21 protein-coding genes are annotated in these 20,967 nt (G+C 50.8%); 14 read left to right on the top strand and 7 right to left on the bottom strand.

Going from position 1 to position 20,967, the window contains the following annotated elements; genetic code table 11:
* The first annotated feature begins 4 nt into the window (after nucleotides 1–4).
* The 14 genes from hisG to pseI all read left to right on the top strand — a co-directional run bounded on the left by hisG (nucleotide 5) and on the right by pseI (nucleotide 12,799).
* Nucleotides 5–901, top strand: coding sequence for an ATP phosphoribosyltransferase (hisG, locus tag Q365_RS0120160; protein WP_028025048.1), 897 nt, complete (start codon nucleotides 5–7; stop codon nucleotides 899–901).
* A 3-nt stretch (nucleotides 902–904) separates the two neighbouring features.
* Entirely contained in the window at nucleotides 905–2,197 is a 1,293-nt protein-coding gene (hisD, locus tag Q365_RS0120155; RefSeq protein WP_028025047.1) for a histidinol dehydrogenase, read from the top strand.
* A gap of 20 nt (nucleotides 2,198–2,217) precedes the next feature.
* On the top strand, nucleotides 2,218–3,258 hold the full coding sequence (gene hisC, locus Q365_RS0120150) for a histidinol-phosphate transaminase (RefSeq protein ID WP_028025046.1): 1,041 nt from the start codon (nucleotides 2,218–2,220) through the stop codon (nucleotides 3,256–3,258).
* 37 nt (nucleotides 3,259–3,295) lie between these two features.
* On the top strand, nucleotides 3,296–4,363 hold the full coding sequence (gene hisB, locus Q365_RS0120145; protein ID WP_028025045.1) for a bifunctional histidinol-phosphatase/imidazoleglycerol-phosphate dehydratase HisB: 1,068 nt from the start codon (nucleotides 3,296–3,298) through the stop codon (nucleotides 4,361–4,363).
* Between the two features lie 10 nt (nucleotides 4,364–4,373).
* Nucleotides 4,374–4,970: an imidazole glycerol phosphate synthase subunit HisH gene (gene hisH, locus Q365_RS0120140; RefSeq protein WP_028025044.1), complete on the top strand. Its 597-nt coding sequence runs from the start codon at nucleotides 4,374–4,376 to the stop codon at nucleotides 4,968–4,970.
* Between the two features lie 6 nt (nucleotides 4,971–4,976).
* Nucleotides 4,977–5,714 carry a 1-(5-phosphoribosyl)-5-[(5-phosphoribosylamino)methylideneamino]imidazole-4-carboxamide isomerase gene (gene hisA, locus Q365_RS0120135; RefSeq protein ID WP_028025043.1) on the top strand — a complete coding sequence of 246 codons (738 nt, stop codon included), beginning with the start codon at nucleotides 4,977–4,979 and terminating at the stop codon, nucleotides 5,712–5,714.
* Nucleotides 5,696–6,469: an imidazole glycerol phosphate synthase subunit HisF gene (gene hisF, locus Q365_RS0120130; RefSeq protein ID WP_028025042.1), complete on the top strand. Its 774-nt coding sequence runs from the start codon at nucleotides 5,696–5,698 to the stop codon at nucleotides 6,467–6,469. Before hisA ends, hisF begins: the two co-directional genes overlap by 19 nt.
* The gene (hisIE, locus tag Q365_RS0120125) at nucleotides 6,466–7,098 is read left to right on the top strand and encodes a bifunctional phosphoribosyl-AMP cyclohydrolase/phosphoribosyl-ATP diphosphatase HisIE (RefSeq protein ID WP_017008888.1); all 633 of its coding nucleotides are present in this window, start codon (nucleotides 6,466–6,468) and stop codon (nucleotides 7,096–7,098) included. Before hisF ends, hisIE begins: the two co-directional genes overlap by 4 nt.
* A 149-nt stretch (nucleotides 7,099–7,247) precedes the next feature.
* The gene (gene pseB / locus Q365_RS0120120) at nucleotides 7,248–8,243 is read left to right on the top strand and encodes a UDP-N-acetylglucosamine 4,6-dehydratase (inverting) (protein ID WP_028025041.1); all 996 of its coding nucleotides are present in this window, start codon (nucleotides 7,248–7,250) and stop codon (nucleotides 8,241–8,243) included.
* On the top strand, nucleotides 8,240–9,406 hold the full coding sequence (pseC, locus tag Q365_RS0120115) for a UDP-4-amino-4,6-dideoxy-N-acetyl-beta-L-altrosamine transaminase (protein ID WP_028025040.1): 1,167 nt from the start codon (nucleotides 8,240–8,242) through the stop codon (nucleotides 9,404–9,406). Before pseB ends, pseC begins: the two co-directional genes overlap by 4 nt.
* Before the next feature lie 9 nt (nucleotides 9,407–9,415).
* Nucleotides 9,416–10,117, top strand: a complete 702-nt coding sequence (gene pseF / locus Q365_RS0120110) for a pseudaminic acid cytidylyltransferase (RefSeq protein WP_028025039.1) — start codon at nucleotides 9,416–9,418, stop codon at nucleotides 10,115–10,117.
* A complete protein-coding gene (pseG, locus tag Q365_RS0120105; RefSeq protein ID WP_028025038.1) occupies nucleotides 10,114–11,181 on the top strand; it encodes a UDP-2,4-diacetamido-2,4,6-trideoxy-beta-L-altropyranose hydrolase in 1,068 nt (355 codons plus the stop codon). The genes pseF and pseG overlap by 4 nt, the downstream gene beginning before the upstream one ends.
* Nucleotides 11,181–11,753 (top strand): UDP-4-amino-4,6-dideoxy-N-acetyl-beta-L-altrosamine N-acetyltransferase, encoded by a 573-nt coding sequence (pseH, locus tag Q365_RS0120100; protein ID WP_028025037.1) that lies wholly within the window; start codon nucleotides 11,181–11,183, stop codon nucleotides 11,751–11,753. The genes pseG and pseH overlap by 1 nt, the downstream gene beginning before the upstream one ends.
* Nucleotides 11,750–12,799, top strand: a complete 1,050-nt coding sequence (gene pseI / locus Q365_RS0120095) for a pseudaminic acid synthase (protein ID WP_028025036.1) — start codon at nucleotides 11,750–11,752, stop codon at nucleotides 12,797–12,799. Before pseH ends, pseI begins: the two co-directional genes overlap by 4 nt.
* A gap of 59 nt (nucleotides 12,800–12,858) precedes the next feature.
* On the opposite strand, the gene Q365_RS0120090 is transcribed toward pseI, so the two are convergent.
* From Q365_RS0120090 to Q365_RS0120060, 7 genes are all read right to left on the bottom strand, one after another.
* Complete coding sequence (locus tag Q365_RS0120090; protein WP_028025035.1) at nucleotides 12,859–13,620, bottom strand: 5'-methylthioadenosine/adenosylhomocysteine nucleosidase; 762 nt, start codon at nucleotides 13,618–13,620, stop codon at nucleotides 12,859–12,861.
* 207 nt (nucleotides 13,621–13,827) lie between these two features.
* Nucleotides 13,828–14,829, bottom strand: coding sequence for a formate dehydrogenase subunit gamma (locus Q365_RS0120085; RefSeq protein ID WP_028025034.1), 1,002 nt, complete (start codon nucleotides 14,827–14,829; stop codon nucleotides 13,828–13,830).
* A 47-nt stretch (nucleotides 14,830–14,876) separates the two neighbouring features.
* Nucleotides 14,877–15,482, bottom strand: a complete 606-nt coding sequence (gene fdh3B, locus Q365_RS0120080; RefSeq protein WP_028025033.1) for a formate dehydrogenase FDH3 subunit beta — start codon at nucleotides 15,480–15,482, stop codon at nucleotides 14,877–14,879.
* A gap of 15 nt (nucleotides 15,483–15,497) precedes the next feature.
* On the bottom strand, nucleotides 15,498–18,353 hold the full coding sequence (locus Q365_RS0120075) for a formate dehydrogenase subunit alpha (protein ID WP_028025032.1): 2,856 nt from the start codon (nucleotides 18,351–18,353) through the stop codon (nucleotides 15,498–15,500).
* A gap of 25 nt (nucleotides 18,354–18,378) precedes the next feature.
* Complete coding sequence (locus Q365_RS0120070; RefSeq protein ID WP_028025031.1) at nucleotides 18,379–18,588, bottom strand: twin-arginine translocation signal domain-containing protein; 210 nt, start codon at nucleotides 18,586–18,588, stop codon at nucleotides 18,379–18,381.
* Between the two features lie 48 nt (nucleotides 18,589–18,636).
* Nucleotides 18,637–19,248 carry a TorD/DmsD family molecular chaperone gene (locus Q365_RS0120065; protein WP_028025030.1) on the bottom strand — a complete coding sequence of 204 codons (612 nt, stop codon included), beginning with the start codon at nucleotides 19,246–19,248 and terminating at the stop codon, nucleotides 18,637–18,639.
* A gap of 9 nt (nucleotides 19,249–19,257) precedes the next feature.
* The gene (locus Q365_RS0120060; protein WP_028025029.1) at nucleotides 19,258–20,961 is read right to left on the bottom strand and encodes a 4Fe-4S dicluster domain-containing protein; all 1,704 of its coding nucleotides are present in this window, start codon (nucleotides 20,959–20,961) and stop codon (nucleotides 19,258–19,260) included.
* Between the last annotated feature and the right edge of the window lie 6 nt (nucleotides 20,962–20,967).

Here is a 20,967-nt window from a genome sequence, read left to right as displayed (position 1 = left end):
GATCATGCAAACTGAACGCTTAAGAATCGCAATACAAAAGAAAGGCCGCCTAGCAAAAGAGTGCTTTGAGCTGCTAAAACGTTGTGGCGTTAAAATTAATGTTTCTGGCGACCGTCTCGTGGCGCACGCTGAAAACATGCCTATCGACCTACTGTTGGTGCGCGATGACGATATCCCAGGCCTCATCATGGATGGTGTGGTTGACCTTGGTGTTATCGGTGAAAACGAACTGGAAGAAGTTCGCCTAGAACGCGTTAAAGTGGGCGAGCCTAGCGAATACAACAAATTGCGCCGCCTAGACTTCGGTGGCTGTCGTTTGTCTGTCGCTATCGAAAAAGACCAAGACTACAACGGCCCTCAAGATCTCGCTGGCAAACGCATTGCGACGACCTATCCAAACATCCTGAAATCATACCTTGATAAGCAAGACGTTAAATTCAGCACCTGTATGCTCAACGGCTCTGTTGAAGTTGCACCGCGTGCGGGTCTTGCTGATGCGATCTGTGACCTGGTATCAACCGGCGCAACCCTCGAAGCAAACGGCCTGAAAGAAGCTGAAGTTATCTTCCGTTCAAAAGCCGTGCTTATCCAACGCACTGGCGATTTTGCGTCAGACAAAGAGGCATTGATTGAGCGCCTTCTTACCCGCATCAACGGCGTCATTAAAGCCAAAGAATCCAAATACATCATGCTTCATGCACCAAGCGAAACGTTGGAAAAAATCGTTGAGCTTCTGCCGGGTGCAGAAGATCCAACCATCCTACCTTTGGCGCACGACAAGCAACGCGTCGCGGTACATCTTGTCAGCACAGAAAACCTGTTCTGGGAAACCATGGAAAAATTGAAGGACTTGGGTGCGAGCTCCATTCTGGTGCTGCCAATTGAGAAAATGATGGAGTAAGCCATGAAAACGGTGGTTTGGAAATCTCTCAGCGAAGAACAACGCGATGCATTGCTGGAACGCCCAGCAATCAGCGACAGCGCTTCCATTACCGATGCGGTCACTAGCGTGCTTCGCGATGTACGCGAAGGTGGCGATGCAGCACTCAAAGCCCTTACCGAAAAATTCGATAAAGTTGTGCCTGAGTCCATCCGTGTTAGCCAAAGCGACATTGATGGCGCAGAAGGTCGTTTAGGCGATGAAATCAAACAAGCTCTGAAGCAAGCCTATGCAAACATTGCCTGTTTCCACAAAGCGCAAAAAGCACAACCGCTGACGGTTGAAACCATGCCGGGCGTGGTTTGTGAATTGGTTACTCGTCCTATCAACCGTGTTGGTTTGTACATCCCGGGTGGCAGTGCGCCCTTGCCTTCCACCGTATTGATGCTAGGTGTTCCTTCACAAATCGCAGGTTGTCGTAAAGTGGTGTTGAGTTCTCCACCACCCATTGCAGATGAAATCCTTTATGTCGCCAAGCTTTGCGGTATCGACGAAGTCTATAACCTTGGCGGTGCCCAAGCGGTTGCTGCCATGGCTTACGGCACTGAAACCGTGAGTAAAGTGGACAAGATTTTCGGCCCTGGCAACGCCTTCGTGACCGAAGCAAAACGCCAAGTCAGTAATGATTTCAAAGGCGCAGCCATTGATATGCCGGCAGGCCCTTCTGAAGTGCTTGTTATTGCAGATGAAGAAGCCGATGCAGATTTTGTTGCAGCAGATTTGCTAAGCCAAGCAGAACACGGCCCTGATTCGCAAGTCGTTCTGGTAACACCTTCTCCGGTATTGGCAGAGAAAGTGGCAGACGCTGTTCAGCGCCAACTGGAAACCTTGAGCCGCGCAGACATCGCCAGCAAAGCCCTGGGTTCTAGCCTGATTATCATTGCCGACAGTCTGCCGCAATGTATTGCTATTTCGAACAACTACGGCCCTGAGCACTTAATCGTGCAAACCAAGAATCCACGTGAATCGCTGCCACTGCTTGATAATGCTGGCTCGATTTTCCTTGGCGCTTGGTCACCAGAGTCTGTGGGCGATTATGCGTCAGGCACCAACCACGTGCTGCCAACCTATGGTTTTACGCGTACCTATTCAAGTCTTGGACTTGCGGATTTCAGCAAACGTATGACCGTGCAAGAGTTGTCAGCCGATGGCCTACAAGCACTGGCACCGACAGTGGTAGCCATGGCCAACGCTGAAGGGTTAGACGCACACAGAAATGCTGTCACGCTTCGCGTTGAAAAACTCAACAAAGCTTAATTTTAGGGGTTGTTATGGATATTGAGAAGTTAGCCCGTAAGGACGTTCAAGCATTGACCCCTTACCTGTCTGCTCGCCGCTTGGGCGGACAAGGTGACGTTTGGCTTAACGCCAACGAATCACCATTCAACAATGAATATGTGGTCAACGGAAATAGCCTAAACCGCTACAGCGAATGCCAGCCCGAACCTTTGATTCGCGCTTACGCAGAGTATGCAGGTGTGCGACCAGACCAAGTACTGACTTCACGCGGTGCCGACGAAAGTATTGAACTGCTGATCCGCACTTTCTGTGAAGCGGGTGAAGATTCGATTCTATATTGTCCACCGACATACGGCATGTATGCCATCAGCGCCGAAACCTTTGGTATCGCGCGTAAGACCGTGCCACTGACGGAAGACTGGCAACTCAATATGCCAGAAATCACGAAGCAACTTGATGGCGTTAAATTGGTGTTCGTTTGTAGCCCAAACAACCCAACCGGCAACCTGCTGAACCGCGACGACATCGAAGCATTGCTTGAGATGACGGCAGGTAAAGCGCTGGTCGTTGTCGATGAAGCATATATCGATTTCTGCCCTGAAGCGTCAACGGTCGATCTACTGGTTCGTTACCCGAACCTCGCGATTTTGCGCACCATGTCGAAGGCCTTTGCCCTTGCGGGTCTACGTTGTGGCTACACGCTGGCAAATCCGCAAGTTATCCAACTGATGTTGAAGGTGATCGCGCCTTATCCTGTGCCAGTGCCTGTGACAGAGATTGCTTGCCAAGCACTGTCAGAAATGGGCCTTGCTCGTATGAAATACCAAGTGCTTGATCTCAACGCCAACCGCGCATACCTGCAAGCAGGCCTTTCTATGCTGCCGGGGGTTCAGGTGTTTGATGGCTACGGCAACTACCTTTTAGTGAAATTTGAAGACGCGGAACTGCTGTTTACCGCCCTGTGGGATAACGGCATCATCCTAAGACGCTCACCAATTGAAGGCTGCATTCGCATTAGCGTTGGTAACCGAGAAGAGTGCGAAAAAACCCTGACCTTTATCCGCCAACAATTGGCGTGAAGCAGGAAGCAAAGGACGTATTGTTAAGGAAAGCAATGTGAAAGAAAAAATTCTCTTTATTGACCGCGATGGCACCTTGATTGTTGAGCCGCCTGTAGACTTCCAAGTCGACCGCCTCGACAAACTCAAGTTCGAACCTTTCGTGATCCCAGCACTTCTTGCACTGCAAGACGCGGGCTATAAGCTGGTGATGGTGACTAACCAAGACGGCTTAGGCACTGACAGCTATCCGCAAGCGGATTTCGATGCGCCACACAACATGATGATGGAGATTTTCGAATCTCAAGGCGTGAAGTTTGCTGATGTGCTGATTTGCCCGCACTTCGACCACGAAGGCTGTAGCTGCCGCAAACCTAAACTGGGTTTGGTGAAAGACTACCTTCAACAAGGCCGTGTTGATTTCAAAACCTCTGCAGTGATTGGCGATCGTCAAACCGACATCCAACTGGCAGAGAACATGGCAATCCGTGGTATTCAGTACAACCCAGAAACCTTGGGTTGGAAGCAAATCCTGAAAGATTTGACCACCAGCCCGCGTGTCGCTTCCGTGACCCGTACCACCAAAGAAACCGACATTAATATTACGGTGAACTTGGATGAAACTGGCGGCAATAGCATCAGTACCGGTTTGGGTTTCTTCGACCACATGCTGGATCAAATTGCGACGCACGGCGGTTTCCGTATGGAAGTGGCGGTGGAAGGCGATCTGCACATCGACGATCACCACACGGTTGAAGACACTGCATTGGCGTTGGGCCAAGCGCTAAAAGAAGCGCTCGGTAACAAGCGTGGCATTGGCCGTTTCGGTTTCAGCCTGCCAATGGATGAATGCCTTGCGCAATGTGCGTTGGATTTATCTGGCCGTCCTTACCTGAAATTTGAAGCCAGCTTCTCTCAAGAGAAAGTCGGTGATCTTTCAACAGAAATGGTCGAGCACTTCTTCCGTTCATTGACTGACACCATGGCGTGCACGCTGCACCTGTCTTCAGATGGCGAGAACACGCACCACATCGTGGAAAGCTTGTTCAAAGCCTACGGTCGTACTTTGCGTCAGGCTATCCGCGTTGATGGCAATGAACTGCCAAGCAGCAAAGGCGTCCTCTAAGGAGAAAGATATGAGCAAAATTGTCATTATCGATACCGGATGCGCCAACGTAAGCTCAGTGCGTTTTGCCATTGAGCGTTTGGGCTACGACGTGACCATCAGTCGTGATCCTGCGGTTGTCTTGGATGCAGACAAGCTGTTTTTGCCAGGTGTAGGCACAGCAACTGAGGCGATGAAAAACCTAGAAGAGCGCGACCTGATTGCGCTTGTTCAGCAGGTGAAACAGCCTCTACTTGGCATTTGTCTCGGCATGCAACTTCTGGGTACATCATCCCAAGAAGGTAAGTCTGACGTGAGTTGTCTCGGCCACGTTCCTGCCAGCACCTCATTGATGGACACAGGCGACTTGCCTTTGCCTCATATGGGTTGGAACACAGTGACACCTGTTGATAACCACCCGCTGTTTAAAGACATTCCTGAAAACAGCTATTTCTACTTTGTACACAGCTACGCCATGCCGGAAGGTGATTACACCATCGGCCGTTGCGATTACGGCCATACATTCAGCGCCGCAGTGCAAAGCGGTAATTACTATGGTGTGCAATTCCACCCTGAGCGTTCAAGCAAAGCCGGTGCGCAGTTAATCAAAAACTTCTTGGAGATGTAATTAGGGATGATTATTCCAGCGTTAGATTTGATCGACGGACAAGTGGTTCGTCTTTATCAAGGTGACTACGGACAAGTTACCGAATACAAAGTTAACCCAAGTGAGCAATTCGCGCTTTATCACAAAGCAGGTGCTAACTGGCTTCACCTTGTTGATTTGACCGGTGCGAAAGATACCTCTGCCCGTCAAATCTCCATGATCAGCAGCTTGATTGAAAGCACGCCCGCGAACATTCAAATCGGTGGTGGCGTTCGCAAAGAAAGCGACGTGGTAGAACTGCTTCGCGCAGGCGCAAAGCGCGTTGTTATCGGCTCAACCGCCGTGAAGCAGCCTGAAATCGTGAAGAGTTGGATGGAAAAATACGGCCCAGAACAAATTGTGTTGGCGCTGGACATTAACATCGATGACAAAGGCAATCGCATCGTCGCGGTATCTGGCTGGCAAGAAGATTCAGGCGTGACCATCGAAGCGCTGCTTGAAGATTTCTTGAAGGTTGGCTTAAAGCATGTGCTGTGCACCGACATTTCGCGTGACGGCACACTGGCAGGTTCAAACGTTGAGCTCTACAAAGACCTTTGCGCGGCTTACCCAAGCGTTCAATTCCAATCATCCGGTGGTATCGGTTCACTGGCAGACATTGAAGCCTTAAAAGGCTCTGGCGTGGCGGGTGTTATCGTCGGTCGTGCACTGCTGGACGAGAAGTTCACCGCTGAGGAGGCATTCGCATGCTGGCAAGAAGAATAATTCCGTGTCTTGATGTTCGTGATGGTCAAGTGGTGAAAGGCGTTCAATTCCGTAACCACGAAATCATCGGCGACATCGTGCCGCTTGCCGCGCGTTATGCGGCTGAAGGCGCAGACGAACTGGTGTTTTACGATATCACCGCATCAAGCGATGGCCGTGTTGTCGACAAAAGCTGGGTCGCACGTGTTGCAGAAGTCATCGACATTCCTTTCTGTGTCGCGGGCGGCATCAAAACGGCAGAAGATGCCAAGCGCATTCTAGAGTTCGGAGCGGATAAAATCTCCATCAACTCCCCGGCTCTCGCCAACCCTGAACTGATCACTGAGCTTGCCGAAAAATTTGGCGTGCAATGTATCGTTGTCGGTGTCGATTCCTATTTCGACAGCGAAACAGGTAAGTATCAGGTGTATCAATTCACTGGCGATGAAGCACGCACCAAAGCGACAAAATGGGAAACCCGCGATTGGGTGCAGGAAGTGCAAAAACGTGGTGCGGGCGAAATCGTGTTGAACATGATGAACCAAGACGGCGTACGTAACGGTTACGACCTCGACCAACTCAACATGGTTCGCGAAGTGTGTCACGTGCCGCTGATTGCCTCTGGCGGTGCCGGTGAAATGATTCACTTTAAAGATGCATTTGAAAAAGCCAACGTCGACGGTGCTTTGGCCGCCTCTGTTTTCCATAAACAAGTCATCAACATTGGTGATTTGAAACAATACCTAAAACAACAAAATGTGGAGATTCGCTTATGAGCCAGACAGAAGGAAACGCAGCACTGGCTGAACGCATTGATTGGGACAAAGTGGATGGGCTGGTGCCTGCCGTTGTTCAAAATGCTAAAAGCGGACAGATGCTCATGCTGGGCTACATGAACCAAGATGCCCTAGCAAAAACCCTAGAAACCGAGCAAGTGACATTCTGGTCGCGCACCAAGGAACGTCTTTGGACCAAAGGCGAAACCTCTGGCAACGTGCTGCAACTCAAGCACATCGACCTTGATTGCGACCAAGACACCTTGCTTGTACAAGTCGACCCTATCGGCCCAACCTGCCACCTTGGCACAGAAAGCTGCTTCGGCGAAGACGACGCTAACAAACCTTCCTTGGTGTTCCTTCATCAATTGGAGCAAGTGCTGGCATCCCGTCGAGGATCCGATCCTTCTACATCTTACACTGCGTCACTTTACGCTAAGGGTACCAAGCGTATTTCGCAGAAAGTGGGCGAAGAAGGCGTCGAAGTCGCGCTTGCAGCGACGTCGGGCGATAAGGAGGAATTGATCAATGAATCCGCCGACCTGATGTACCACTTGATGGTGCTTCTACAAGACCAAGGTTTCTCGCTAGAAGACGTGGCGAATAAGCTGAAAGAACGCCACAAATAAGCACCAAACGCATCGAATATCAGGGCAATCCAACGTGGGTTGCCTTTTTTTTACCCTGACAATCACGGTGTATGCATTTTTCTCCAACGAAATCCGACGCTATCAGTTAAAATTACTTTAAATACTGAGACTAATGCTTAAGGATTGAAATGTTTAACGGCAAGTCGATTTTGATCACCGGTGGAACCGGATCCTTTGGAAAGAAATATACCCGCACTATCCTTGCTCGTTACAAGCCTAAGCGTCTTATCATTCTCTCTCGCGATGAACTCAAGCAATTTGAAATGCAGCAAGAGTTTAATGACCCCTGCATGCGCTATTTTATCGGCGATGTGAGAGACAGCGACAGAATGATGCAGGCCATGAACGGCGTTGATTTCGTCATTCACGCTGCGGCGTTAAAACAGGTGCCTGCGGCTGAATACAATCCGATGGAGTGTATTAAGACCAACGTTCATGGTGCGGAAAACATCATTCGAGCAGCCATTACGAATAACGTAGCCAAAGTCATTGCGCTTTCCACTGACAAAGCAGCCAGCCCCAATAACCTCTATGGCGCGACCAAGCTCTGTTCAGACAAGCTTTTTGTGGCTGCCAATAACATGCGCGGTGAAAGCCAAACCCAATTTGCGGTTGTGCGTTATGGAAACGTCGTCGGCTCTCGCGGTTCAGTCGTGCCGTTTTTCAAAAAGCTGGCGGCAGAAGGCGCAGAATCTCTGCCTGTGACGCATCCCGATATGACGCGCTTCTGGATCACCTTGCAGCAAGGTGTCGATTTCGTCCTGAAGAACTTCTCTCGCATGCAAGGCGGGGAAATCTTCGTGCCGAAAATCCCATCGGTTCGCCTCATCGATTTGGCCACCGCTTATGGTAACGGCTTACCGATTAAAGAAGTCGGGATTCGCCCGGGCGAGAAAATGCATGAAATCATGTGCCCGAGTGACGATTCTCACCTCACACTAGAGTTTGATGATCACTACGTGATGCGCCCGACCATTAAGTTCTATTCGGCGGATTATGACTATTCACACAATCCGTTGGGTGAAACAGGCACGCCTGTGCCTGAAGGGTTCGAATACCATTCGGGCAGCAACCCAGAGTTTTTGAATGTTGAACAGATTTTGGAATTTGAGCAGCAATCATGACCCCTTACGGTAAACAAACCATCAGCCAAGCCGACATTGATGCCGTTGTTGATGCGTTGTCATCAGACTTCATTACCCAAGGCCCAAAGGTCGGTGAATTTGAACAAGCGGTTGCCAACAAAGTCGGCGCGGCATTTGGCGTGGCGGCAAATAGTGCCACATCGAGTCTGCATTTGGCGTGTCTCGCGCTGGGATTGAGCGCAGGCAAGCGTTTATGGACGTCACCAAATACCTTTGTCGCGTCTGCGAATTGTGGCTTGTACTGTGGCGCTGAGGTCGATTTCGTCGATATCGACCCTGCCACTTACAACCTGTGCCCAAATAAGCTCGAAGAGAAACTGATCGCCGCCGAGCACAACAACCAGCTTCCTGATGTGTTGGTTGCCGTGCACATGTGCGGGCAAAGCTGCGACATGGCAGCCATTGGCCGCTTAGCCAAACAATATGGCTTTCGCGTGATTGAAGATGCCTCCCATGCCATTGGCGGAAAATACCACGGTGAGTATGTCGGTAATTGCCGATACAGCGACATCACAGTATTCAGCTTTCACCCCGTAAAAATCGTCACCACCGCAGAAGGTGGCATGGCGGTGACCAACGATGCGAAATTGGCGAAAGCCATGGAAAACCTGCGCAGCCACGGGATCACCCGCGACCCCGCAGAGTTGAAAGACGTTAACCAAGGCGCTTGGTATTACGAGCAACACGCCCTTGGATTTAACTATCGCATGACAGACCTGCAAGCCGCGCTAGGCGTGTCCCAATTAACCCGCCTTGATGAGTTTGTTGAACGGCGCAATCAGCTAGCCCAGCGCTACAACGAAAAACTGGCGTCTCTCGCGCTCACCACACCGATATTGCTCACCGATTGTAAGTCGGCATGGCATTTGTATGTGATTCAACTTGAGGATCCTTCTTGCCGCCGTCGTGTGTTCGATGCGATGCGGGAACAAGGCATTGGTGTGCACGTTCATTACATTCCCGTTCATACCCAGCCGTATTATCAAGCGTTGGGATTCGATTGGGGGCAATTCCCCGTCGCCGAAGCGTATTACCATGCCGCACTCAGTTTGCCTTTGTTCTTCGACATGACGGAAGACGAACAAGATCAAGTGGTTGCAGCGCTTTCCGACACTATCTCGTCGGCGCTGAATGTCAGCTAAAAGGACAATATGAAAGTCTGTATTATCCCTGCCCGCGGTGGCAGCAAGCGTATTCCAGGAAAAAACCTGAAGACCTTCATCGGTCAGCCGATCATCGCTTATGCCATTGATGTGGCTAAAAAATCGGGCCTATTCGATCGCATCATCGTCTCGACAGACAGCGATGAAATCGCCAACGTCGCGCAAGAATACGGCGCTGAAATCCCCTTCGTTCGCCCAGCCGATATCGCCAACGACCACGCCACAACGCTGGACGTTATTAAGCATGCGATTGAGTGGCTGGAAGGCAATGACGAGCGCGCCATCAGTGCGGTGTGCTGTCTTTATGCGACCGTGCCGTTTACACGCCCTTCTGATCTTGAAGAAGGGTTGGCCTTACTGGCTGAAAACGACACCCAATATACCTTTGCCAGTACACGCTTTTCCTTCCCAATTCAGCGCAGCATTCGCATGAACCAAGAAGGCAATGTCGAGATGTTCTGGCCGGAGCATTTTTCCACCCGCTCACAGGATTTAGAGCCAGCGTTCCATGACGCGGGCATGTTCTATTGGGGCAAACCAAGCGCCTTTGTCTCTGGGTTACCCATTTTTGCTCCGCACTCTAAATCGGTTCAGATCCCGCACTTTCGTGTTCAAGATATCGACGAGCCCGATGATTGGGTGCGCGCCGAAATGCTTTACGAAATTCTCTCGCAACGAGGCGAGCTGTGAACGTCGTAATCCGTGTTGATGCCTCCAACCAAATTGGTACAGGCCATGTGATGCGCTGCTTGGTGCTGGCAAAAAAACTTCTTGAACGCCAGCACACCGTCACCATGTTGAGTCGCGAATTAACGGGCAACCTGATTGAGTATTGCCGTCAACAAGGCATCGCCGTTATTGCCTTGCCCGCGATAGAAGATATAGACAGCTCTGACCGCAATGACTACCAACACTGGTTGGGCGTAAGCCAAGAGGAAGACGCGAATCAGTGCCTTGCTGCTCTAAAAGACACACCTTTTGATTGGGTTGTGTTCGATCACTATGCGCTGGATACCCAGTGGCAATCGTTGATGAAACGCCAAGGTGCAAAGATCTTCGCCATTGATGATCTCGCCAATCGTGAGCATAACTGTGACATTCTCTTCGACCACAACCCTTGGCCTGATTTCGAAAATCGCTATCACGCTCTGGTGCCTGCATCGAGTCTGCAATTGCTTGGCCCAAAGTTCGCGTTACTGCGCGATAGCTTCGCCTCCCTCAGAGAAACACGCCACGAAGACATCAAGAACCAAGTCATCGCGTTTTTCAGCGGCACGGATCCCACTGGCGAGTGTTTGAAACTTCTCTCAGCTTGCCAACAGATCCCGAGCTTGCCATTTCGTATGGTGCTGGTTTACGGCATGTCGAACCCAAGGGAAGCACAATTGCTCGAAAAACCGTTACCCGCCTTTGTCACCTTGGTGAAAAGCTTGCCTGCATTTGAAGCTGAACTGGCGCACTCTCGCTATGCCTTTGGCGGCGCAGGGGTCAGTGCTATCGAACGCACCTGTTTGCGATTGCCAAGTACGCTAGTGTCCGTGGCAGAGAACCAGCGTGAAATGGCTGAGCACCTTGCGAAATCTGGGCGTTATCGCTACCTCGGCGTTAGCGACGCAACCACGCCTGCTTACTACACCAATGAGCTCGCTTGGCTTGCGGAACATTGGGACACCTTGCCTTGGCGATTGCCCGAATCAGACATTGATGGTGACGGTGCGAACCGCGTTGTTGATGCCATGGAGGCCGCGTCCTAATGCAGCTAAATCCCTCAGTGGCGGTGTCGCTCCGCCCCATGACCAAAGACGATCTCGATGTTGTGCGTCAATGGCGAAACGCCCCAGAAACCCGTGAGAAAATGTTCACCACCCACGAGATCACACCCGACGAGCATGCAGCTTGGTTTGAACGTGTTCAGCTTGATAAAACGAAGCGCTTTTACGTGGTGAGTATTGAAGGTAAAGATATCGGCATGGTGTCGTTCACGGACATAAACCAAGAAAACGGGCGCGCTGAATGGGGATTCTATAAAACCCCTAATGCGCCTGCAGGCGTAGGGCTTGTCATGCTGCATGCCGCATTGAATCATGCCTTTGACACACTGGGTTTGAAGCAAGTTGATAGCCGCGTGTTAGCCATCAATCCGAAAGTGCTGCACTTGCACAACAAACTCGGCTTTACCCAAGTTGGCGAAGCCATTGCATACGACGCAGATGAGAACGCCATCCCTTACGTCGATTTTGCGTTAACCATCGACGCTTGGCATTCATGCGAGCCAAGCATCAAAGAACAACGCCAATCCTCCTCGCAGCAGAGCAAGACACTATGACGCAATTTATCACTATCGAAGGGCGCAAAATTGGCCCAGACCATAAGCCTTACATCATTGCTGAAATGTCTGCGAACCATAATGGCTCGCTGGAGCGCGCATTTGAAACCTTAGCCATGGCGAAACACGCGGGGGCAGATGCGGTAAAAATGCAGTCTTACACCGCTGATACCATTACCTTGAATTGCAGCACTGACGAATTTCAAATTCACGGCGGGCTCTGGGATGGTCGCTCGCTTTTTGATTTGTACCAAGAAGCGCATACCCCATTCGATTGGCACAAACCGCTGTTTGATAAAGCACGCGAACTGGGCATTACGCTGTTTTCCTCGCCGTTCGATTTTACTGCCGTTGATCTGCTCGAAGACCTCAACGCGCCTGCGTATAAAATTGCCTCTTTCGAAGCCATTGATTTGCCGCTGATTCGTTACGTGGCACAGACGGGCAAACCCATGATCATTTCAACGGGCATGGCAGACGATGAAGAAATCGCTGAAGCCGTTGCTGCCGCGAAAGACAATGGATGCCAAGAATTGGTGTTGCTGCATTGCATCAGCGCCTACCCTGCACCTGCTTCGCAAAGCCATTTACGCACCATCCCAGATTTAGCAGAACGCTTTGGTGTCATTACTGGCCTTTCCGATCATACGCTCGGCACAACCGTGTCTGTCACCGCCGTTGCACTTGGGGCGTCGGTGATCGAAAAGCATGTCACCTTGAGCCGAAACGACCCAGGGCCAGATTCAACCTTCTCGTTAGAGCCAGATGAACTCGCGACGCTATGCCTTGATACTGACACCGCATGGCAAGCCCTGGGGCACGCAGGGTATCAGCTCAAAGAGGCCGAAAAAGGGAATAAGCAGTTTCGACGATCGCTGTATGTCAGCCAGTCAATGAAAGCAGGTGACACTTTCACCGCGGATAACGTGCGCAGCGTCAGACCAGGATTTGGCCTCGCGCCGAAATTCTATGATGATGTTATTGGCAAAACAGCTAAAACGGACATTCCGTTCGGTACCGCGCTTAACTGGGATTTGATTGGTTAGCTGTTATATTCATTTAATCAGAGAAATCAGCGCGGGCGAAACCCCGCGCTTTTTTGTGCTTACAGCTTATTCATCATCTTCAACGTAATCGCCACAGAATTGTCCGCAGTCACTTGCTTCGCCTCTGCATACACCATGTGTGCTGAGCCATCAGCCTTGTCGGAGATGGTGCGAATAACCACTAGCGGGATATCAAACATGTCGGTGACTTGCGCCACGGCAGCACCTTCCATTTCAACCGCCATGGCATCAAACTCTTCGCGCAGCATTTTCACAACGCCTTTGTCAGCAATGAATTGATCACCCGTAGCAATGACACCAGAATGTACACGCTTCTCGCCAATCGACTCTTTCGCCGCGTCTAGTGCCAATTGCTGAAGCGTTTGGTCGGCATAAAAGAATCTGTCATCGTAACCACTTAGCTGGCCTTTTGGCGCACCAAATACCGTAAGGTCAACGTCGTGCTGCACTAACGCCGAAGAAACCACGACGTCCGCCACATTGAGTTCAGGACTGGCAGCACCTGCAATGCCGGTAAAAATGATTTGGTCAGCGTCAAAGTGATTAATCAGCACGTACGTTGTAATAGCAGCATTCACTTTGCCCACACCAGAGCGAGTTACCACCACAGGTTTTCCTGCAATTTCGCCAGTGTAATACGTATTGGCAGATACAGTGTGCGTCTTTCGGTGCTGAATTTCAGGCAATAGTTTTTCGATTTCAGCGTCCATTGCGCCCATGATGGCAATGGGTTGAGCTGCGAAAGCATTAAACGAAATCAGGGACAGGAAAAGCGAACACGCCAAGGAGAACTTACGCATATTGGAACATTCCAAGCAGTTGAGAGACGCGCATCATAGCGAAAACGCGGAGAAAGAAAAGACCAAGGCAATCGTTTGCGCACACAGTAACCGACTCACTGCGATTTATTCATCACCAAATAAAAAGGCTTGCCGAAGCAAGCCTTTGACTCGTAACACTGTATAAACAACATGTCGACAATACTGGAGATTTCCAAGCCAAACACACTAGGCTTTTTGTTCGTCCGTGGTCGATGTTTTCGCTGCTGATTCCGGTGCGTTTTGGACTTCATCTAGCCAAAGCTTGTGGTGTTGTTTGGCCCACGTCTCGTCGACATAGCCTGTTGCCATGCCTTCAAGTGCGCCTTCTGTACCCACAGTACCGATATAAATATGACCAAATGCGGCCGCCAGCAAGCCCAACGAAGCGATGCCATGGATAACGTTAGCGATTTGCATATCTGCCCGAGTTTGACCGAAAATCGGAAAATCCATCACTAGCCCTGTCACGCAAACCACCACACCAACCGTGGCTAGGAGCCAGAACCAGATTTTCTCACCGCCATTACAAAAGCCCGCATCTGGGTGTTTACCGTTAGGTAAAATACCGCCGCCTTGCTTAAACCATTCAATGTCGACTTTGTTGATGATGTTGTTCTTGAACCATTTCACCAACATGCAAAGTAGACCGAGTACAAACAGAGGGCCCAAGTAGTTATGCGACACCTTCGCCGCGTAAATGATGCTCCCCCAAATGGCATCGGGTGCGACCGGCTTAATGAAATGTCGGCCGTAGAGCAAGACAATGCCCGAAAAGCCCAATATCAGAAAGTTAATCGCAGTAAACCAATGCATGGCACGTTCAAACGGCGTCCATCGCTTGACCTTCTTCCCAGACCGCTTATTGGCTAACTCGATACGTCCCGCCCAGAGGTAGAACAGCAGCAAACTGCCCGCTGATGCCCCAAGGAAAATCAAGCCAATCGGACTTATCCATTGGTTCCGCACTTCCCGCCAACGCTGTCCATCAACATTGATGAGCTGACCCGCTTCCGTGCCGTTAGCGACCGTAAACCCTTTTTCGCCAGACCGTACTTCTCGCCAAAACTCTGGCCCAGCCAATTGCACCATTTCTTTTTGCGGATCGGCTTTTTCAGCGGTTTCCGCAAACGATGTAGGCACGGCGAAGGCTGCGATCACCATCAGCATGGCGAGCAATGTTCTAAACATATCCCCTCCTCATGCTGCTGGATATTTCCAGCAGCTTTCCATGCTCATCAGCTTTTTGATGCGTCATAGGCCAAATCATTACCGTTTGTCCAACCTGCGCCTTTTGCACCGCGTTCAACCACACGCTGACGGAAAACCGCAGATATTTTTTCTGCGTCTCCCGCTAGCAATGCCTTGGTTGAACACATTTCTGCGCAAAGAGGCAGCTTGCCTTCCGCGATGCGGTTAGCACCGTAGAGTTCTCGCTCTTTGGCGGAACCATCAGGCTCAGGGCCACCTGCACAGAAGGTACATTTATCCATTTTCCCGCGCTCGCCAAAGGCAGCGGTTTTCGGGAATTGGGGTGCACCAAATGGACAGGCAAACAGGCAATATCCGCAACCAATACAGGTTTCTTTGTTGTGCAGGACAATGCCATCTTCGGTACGGTAAAAACAATCTGCTGGGCATACCGCCATGCAAGGCGCATCAGCGCAATGCATGCAAGATACAGAGATTGAGTTCTCGCCTTTCTCACCGTCATTTAATGTGACGACTCGGCGACGTTGAATACCCCAAGTAACCACCTCGGAGTTCGCGTTACTACATGCGGTGACACACCCATTGCACTCAATGCAGCGTTTGGTATCACACATAAATTTCATATCGGCCATCGTGTATGCTCCCTATTACGCTGGAATGATCTTACAAAGGGTGACTTTGGTTTCCTGCATGACAGTTACCGGGTCATAACCATAGGTGGTTGCCGTGTTGGCCGACTCACCGATCACATACGGGTCTGCACCTTCAGGGTACTTATCAAGTAAGCTTTCCCCTTGGTACACGCCACCAAAGTGGAATGGCATAAACGCCAACCCTGCGTAAACCCGTGGCGTGATCATGGCTTTGACCTTCACGCGTCCCTTGTCTGCGCCTTCTACCCACACATCTTGCCCATCAACAATGCCGAGGTTGTTGGCATCAACAATGTTGATTTCGACAAACATCTCTTGCTGAAGCACGGCAAGCCAAGGATTTGAGCGCGTCTCTTCACCGCCCCCTTCATATTCGACCAAACGACCTGAGGTAAGAACAATCGGGTAGTCTTTGGCGGTATCAACGTCTTGAATGGATTTATACAACGTAGGAAGACGATAGATGTCCTCTTTATCGTCCCACGTTGCATACTCAGGGAGCAGGTCTCGGCGTGGTGTATAAAGCGGTTCGCGGTGAAGGGGCACACGGTCAGGGAAGGTCCATACGATCGCACGGGCTTTCGCGTTACCGAACGGCATACAGCCATGATCGATGGCAACGCGCTGAATACCACCAGACAGGTCGGTTTTCCAGTTTTTGCCTTCGGCAGCGGCTTTCTCTTCGGCTGTCAGATCGTCCCACCAGCCAAGCTGCTTAAGCATCTTGTCGGTAAATTCAGGGTAGCCATCTTCAAGCTCACACCCTTTCGAGTAGCTATCAACAGCCAACAGGCTCTTACCTTCAAACTCCACACCAAAGCGAGCACGGAAGTTACCCCCGCCACGCGCCACTTCTTTCGATGTATCGTAAAGGATATGCGTACCAGGGTGCTTCATTTCTGGCGTTCCCCAGCACGGCCATGGCAGGCCGTAGGTCTCGCCATTAACAGGACCGCCCTGTGCTTCGAGTGTGGTGGTGTTAAAGGTGTGCCAGTTCTTCTGGTGTTCTTTAATACGTTCTGGACTTTGCCCTGTGTAACCAATGGTCCACATGCCTTTGTTGAACTCGCGAGTGATATCCTCGACCACTGGCTCATCGTTTTTCACTTCAATGTGTTTGAACAATTGATCTGAAAATCCGAGTTTTTTCGACAACAAGTACATGATGGTGTGATCAGGTTTAGAGTCAAAGAGCGGCTCAATCACCTTGTCACGCCACTGCAAAGAGCGGTTTGAAGCCGTCACCGACCCAGTGGTTTCAAACTGGGTCGTCGCCGGAAGCAAGTAAACGCCATTTTGACGATTGTTCATGACCGCAGCCACGGTTGGATATGGGTCGACGATGACCATCAAATCCAATTTTTCCATCGCTTTGCGCATTTCTGGACCGCGGGTTTGCGAGTTAACCGCATGTCCCCAGTAGAACATGGCACGGATATTCGATTTCTGAGCAATCTTGTCTTTGTCTTCCAGTACGCCATCTATCCAACGAGACACGGGAATACCGTTGCTATTGATCGGTTTTGAACCATTGTATTCCGCCGGATCGAAGCGATTCTGTATCCACTGATGATCAACATCCCACACTTTCGACCAGTGCTTCCATGCCCCGTCAGAAAGACCGTAGTAACCAGGGAGAGTGTGGGAAAGCACGCCTAAATCTGTCGCGCCTTGCACGTTATCGTGACCACGGAAGATATTCGCACCACCGCCAGATTTACCAATATTACCCAGCGCTAACTCAAGTACACAGTAAGCACGAGTATTGTTGTTACCTGTGGTGTGCTGCGTTCCGCCCATACACCAAACCACACTGCCCGGTCGGTTTTCCGAGAGAATTTTCGCCGCTTGGTACATGTCGTCTCGACCTACACCGGAGACACGCTCCACTTCTTCTGGTGTCCAATTCGCCACTTCTGCGCGAATTTCGTCGAGACCGAACACACGCTGGTTAATGTATTCTTGGTCTTCCCATTTGTTGTCGAAGATATGCCACAACAGCCCCCAGATAAAGGCTATGTCAGTCCCCGGACGCAGCGACACATAGTGGTCTCCTTTTGCCGCGGTACGAGTGCGGCGAGGGTCTGCAACCACGATCTTACAACCGTTTTTCTCTTTAGCGATGAGAATATGCTGCATCGCAACAGGGTGAGCTTCGGCAGGGTTGGAGCCAACAAAAAGGATCGACCTACAATTGTGCATGTCGTTGAAGGAGTTGGTCATTGCCCCGTAGCCCCATGTATTGGCTACCCCCGCTACCGTGGTGGAGTGACAAATTCGCGCCTGGTGGTCAACGTTATTGGTTCCCCAAAGCGAGGCCATCTTGCGGAACATGTAGGCTTGTTCATTGCTGTGCTTGGCTGAACCTAAGAAGTACACCGCATCAGGGCCAGACTGCTCACGGATATCAAGCACCTGATCACCGATTTCATTCAGTGCGGTATCCCAGCTTATTTTTTGCCATTTGCCATCGACCAGTTTCATCGGGTATTTCAAACGGCGTTCGCCATGACCATGTTCGCGCAGTGCGGCCCCTTTGGCGCAGTGGCCGCCAAGGTTGAAAGGGTGATCGAACGCAGGCTCTTGCCCTGTCCATACGCCATCTTGCACTTCGGCATAGACACCACAGCCGACCGAACAGTGTGAACAAATGGTACGTTTTTGTTCAACCGGTTTACTCGGGTCCGCATCCTTTGCGGACGCTTTTTTCATCATGCCCGGCGCAAACATACCCGCCGCGGCAATACCACCGGCAGTAGCCAAAGACGTGTTACGCATAAACGTACGGCGCGACACACCCAGCTGCTTTTCATCCTTGATGACCGAATCAGAGCGTTTGGTTAGTTTCATTGTCAAACTCCATCTTCACGCTGGGTTATAGGGAATCGTAGTAATCACGAATATGTTGAGTTTCGCGATAACCTGATGCTTTTTCTTGCTCCGGTGTTTTTACTACCGTCTCAGCTTGCGCTGCGCCCGTGGCTACGGTTGCCACAGCCCCCGCAGCGGCAGCCACACCTAAGCCAGTGAGAAACTGACGCCGATTGGTGATCTGCAGTTCTGGATCTTTTTGCTTTTCAGACATTGCTAGCTCCTTATTCTTTTTATGCCACGTCAGGTTGATGTAGGGCTATCACCATGGACGTTGGGTAAAACGAGTTTTTTCAATCACGAGAAATCGTTGTGCGAGCTCAGCCACAGCAGCATAAAATACCGATGCACCTGCGCGTTTTGTGTCATCACACAGCCGTTCAAACCAGGCGGCGATGTGTCGATTAAAGAAATAGGCTTGCTGTTCTTCGTCGGCTTCTTCCACCAACATGGCCATCACTTCAAGCAAAGCCGCAAAATGATCTTCCGGCTCCTTGATGTCTTCTTGGCGCTCGTAACCGAGTCGGCGCAGATCTTCACGAAGTAGCGCCAATGGCAATTCCATCAGTGAGCCCGTTAAGTACCACGAACCAAACGGCACCACTTCACCTCGGCCGACACCAATAAACATCAGCTGATATTCATCAGCGGCTTGCACGGGCGTGGTGTTGCTAGCAGTGAGCTTCAACACCGACCAAGCCGCTGCCATGCCGGCTGATTGCTCATCCCCCTCGGTTTCCAGCGTGGACAACCAATGCAGCGATTCTTCATCCGGTGCTTGTCGAAATAGATGCGCCAACAGGCTGTAGATGCTTTGGCGGATTTGGTTTTCTTCGTTAGTGACGTCTTCAAATGCGATATCTTGCATAGCCATATCTGCCTCCTACACCTTCATCTGTTTGTCTGGGTTATCAATCATGTCGGAGACAATGTCGCGAACACGGCAGTCTTCGCACATCGACAAACGTTTGATGGCGTCATCTTGAAAATGGCTATGATTTTGTAGCTTCTCAATCAACATATTGATCATGGAAACAGGCGCATAAGCCTTACCACAGCTGATGCACTCAGCCGCGGGTTCTTCATGAACAACTTGGCGTTGCTGGCGAGCTTCGGTATCCCAGTTGTAGCCAGGGCTTAGCGAAATCACCGATTCCGGACAGGCTTTTTCACAAAGACCGCATTGCACACAATCTTGTTCTCTAAACGTGATACCAGGGCGATCTCCCATTGATTTCAACGCGTCGGTTGGGCACACCGCGACACAGCCCATACACAAGGTGCAATCAGAGGTCGCCACATCAATACGTCCATACGGTGCGCCATCGGGAACCGCGCTCATGGTTGAATCCGTCACGACGTTGGCTGCCAGCAGATCGAGAGCCTTCGCCAATTTCTCTCGCTTAGTACCTAACAGCTTTTCGCTGTGTTCGAGCAGCGCATCATCAAGGAGAGGTTGTTGGGTAAGGGATGCAAGCGGCGTTAACGCGATACGTTCTTCGCCTTGGTTCAATGCTTTTAGAAACGCAGATGCCACTGCCACTTCTTGCGTTAGCACAGCCTGAGTTTTAGGGGGCAGTGACGGAGAAGAAACAAGCAGCACTTGAGAGGCACCGTAAGCCAAGGCGCTGAACCACGTATCAAGCCCGACAGACGCTAATTCTTCCAAGCGAACCGGGATCACACGGCTTGGAAGCACTGCCATTTGCTGAGCAAGTTCCGCTTCAGTGGCTTCTGCATAAAACAGAATGATGGGAGACTTTCCGCCTTGCTCGCGATATTGAGTGATGAGCTGGAACACAAAATGTTGCGTATTATCTGGGTCGGGTAACGCATAGCTTATCGCTTCTGTTGGACACGCCGTCGCGCATGAACCCATTCCCTGACAAAGGTAAGGATTGATGGCAATGGCTTGCTCCACCGAACTCAATGCATCGGCAGGACATGCCTCGATACAGCGCGTGCATCCTTCTAGGCCACGAGCGGAATGTGCACATTTGTCTGTGTCTAAACGAAAGAATTTAGGCTTATCAAACGTGCCCACCATGTCTGATAACGCATCACAGGCCTCCGCTGCCGTCGACAAACCGCGCCCCACTGCGTAGTAACCCAACGGTGGTAATTCTGCGAAATGGAATCCGCTCTGCGACACGTCGATCACCAAGTCGAAATGCTCTCGACCTCTTGTGATTTTGGCGAGATTTTGCTTTGTCATGGTGTGAGTGATGGACACATCAAACTCACCCAAGAAGCCGTTTATCTCGGCTTCTCGCGCATAGAAAAATGCCATCCCATCAGGAAGTTCAGGAGAGGTGTCGTCGGTACAAACCAGTACCACCTTGTCTGCAACTTGGTCGGTAAGCGCCAAAGCAGCAGAGTTTGCGGACAATTGCTTGGCGAACGCTGCCACTGCGGCACCATCACCAATAACCAAGGCCAAGCCTTGGCTTACAAATGTAACCGTTGGAGGGATTAAGTTACCCAAGGTCACGGTTGCCGTCAGTGCGCGTTGCCTTGCACGTCCGTTCGCATCCGCGGTCATTTCAACGAGTTGATTCAATGTTGTTATAGTATTTTCTGTCGACATTGTCTT

The sequence above is a fragment of the Enterovibrio calviensis DSM 14347 genome (assembly GCF_000621165.1).
GTDB classification, from domain to species: domain Bacteria; phylum Pseudomonadota; class Gammaproteobacteria; order Enterobacterales; family Vibrionaceae; genus Enterovibrio; species Enterovibrio calviensis.
The sequence above is the reverse complement of the archived record's forward strand: the minus strand, read 5'-3'. Positions and strand labels throughout refer to the sequence as shown.

Excerpts from the sequence above, each read along its gene's own strand:
- hisG (WP_028025048.1), top strand. The coding sequence starts at position 5 with ATGCAAACTGAACGCTTAAGAATCGCAATACAAAAGAAAGGCCGCCTA.
- hisD (WP_028025047.1), top strand. The coding sequence starts at position 905 with ATGAAAACGGTGGTTTGGAAATCTCTCAGCGAAGAACAACGCGATGCA.
- hisH (WP_028025044.1), top strand. The coding sequence starts at position 4,374 with ATGAGCAAAATTGTCATTATCGATACCGGATGCGCCAACGTAAGCTCA.
- hisA (WP_028025043.1), top strand. The coding sequence starts at position 4,977 with ATGATTATTCCAGCGTTAGATTTGATCGACGGACAAGTGGTTCGTCTT.
- hisF (WP_028025042.1), top strand. The coding sequence starts at position 5,696 with ATGCTGGCAAGAAGAATAATTCCGTGTCTTGATGTTCGTGATGGTCAA.
- hisIE (WP_017008888.1), top strand. The coding sequence starts at position 6,466 with ATGAGCCAGACAGAAGGAAACGCAGCACTGGCTGAACGCATTGATTGG.
- pseB (WP_028025041.1), top strand. The coding sequence starts at position 7,248 with ATGTTTAACGGCAAGTCGATTTTGATCACCGGTGGAACCGGATCCTTT.
- pseC (WP_028025040.1), top strand. The coding sequence starts at position 8,240 with ATGACCCCTTACGGTAAACAAACCATCAGCCAAGCCGACATTGATGCC.
- pseF (WP_028025039.1), top strand. The coding sequence starts at position 9,416 with ATGAAAGTCTGTATTATCCCTGCCCGCGGTGGCAGCAAGCGTATTCCA.
- pseH (WP_028025037.1), top strand. The coding sequence starts at position 11,181 with ATGCAGCTAAATCCCTCAGTGGCGGTGTCGCTCCGCCCCATGACCAAA.
- pseI (WP_028025036.1), top strand. The coding sequence starts at position 11,750 with ATGACGCAATTTATCACTATCGAAGGGCGCAAAATTGGCCCAGACCAT.
- Q365_RS0120090 (WP_028025035.1), bottom strand. The coding sequence starts at position 13,620 with ATGCGTAAGTTCTCCTTGGCGTGTTCGCTTTTCCTGTCCCTGATTTCG.
- Q365_RS0120085 (WP_028025034.1), bottom strand. The coding sequence starts at position 14,829 with ATGTTTAGAACATTGCTCGCCATGCTGATGGTGATCGCAGCCTTCGCC.
- fdh3B (WP_028025033.1), bottom strand. The coding sequence starts at position 15,482 with ATGGCCGATATGAAATTTATGTGTGATACCAAACGCTGCATTGAGTGC.
- Q365_RS0120075 (WP_028025032.1), bottom strand. The coding sequence starts at position 18,353 with ATGAAACTAACCAAACGCTCTGATTCGGTCATCAAGGATGAAAAGCAG.
- Q365_RS0120070 (WP_028025031.1), bottom strand. The coding sequence starts at position 18,588 with ATGTCTGAAAAGCAAAAAGATCCAGAACTGCAGATCACCAATCGGCGT.
- Q365_RS0120065 (WP_028025030.1), bottom strand. The coding sequence starts at position 19,248 with ATGGCTATGCAAGATATCGCATTTGAAGACGTCACTAACGAAGAAAAC.
- Q365_RS0120060 (WP_028025029.1), bottom strand. The coding sequence starts at position 20,961 with ATGTCGACAGAAAATACTATAACAACATTGAATCAACTCGTTGAAATG.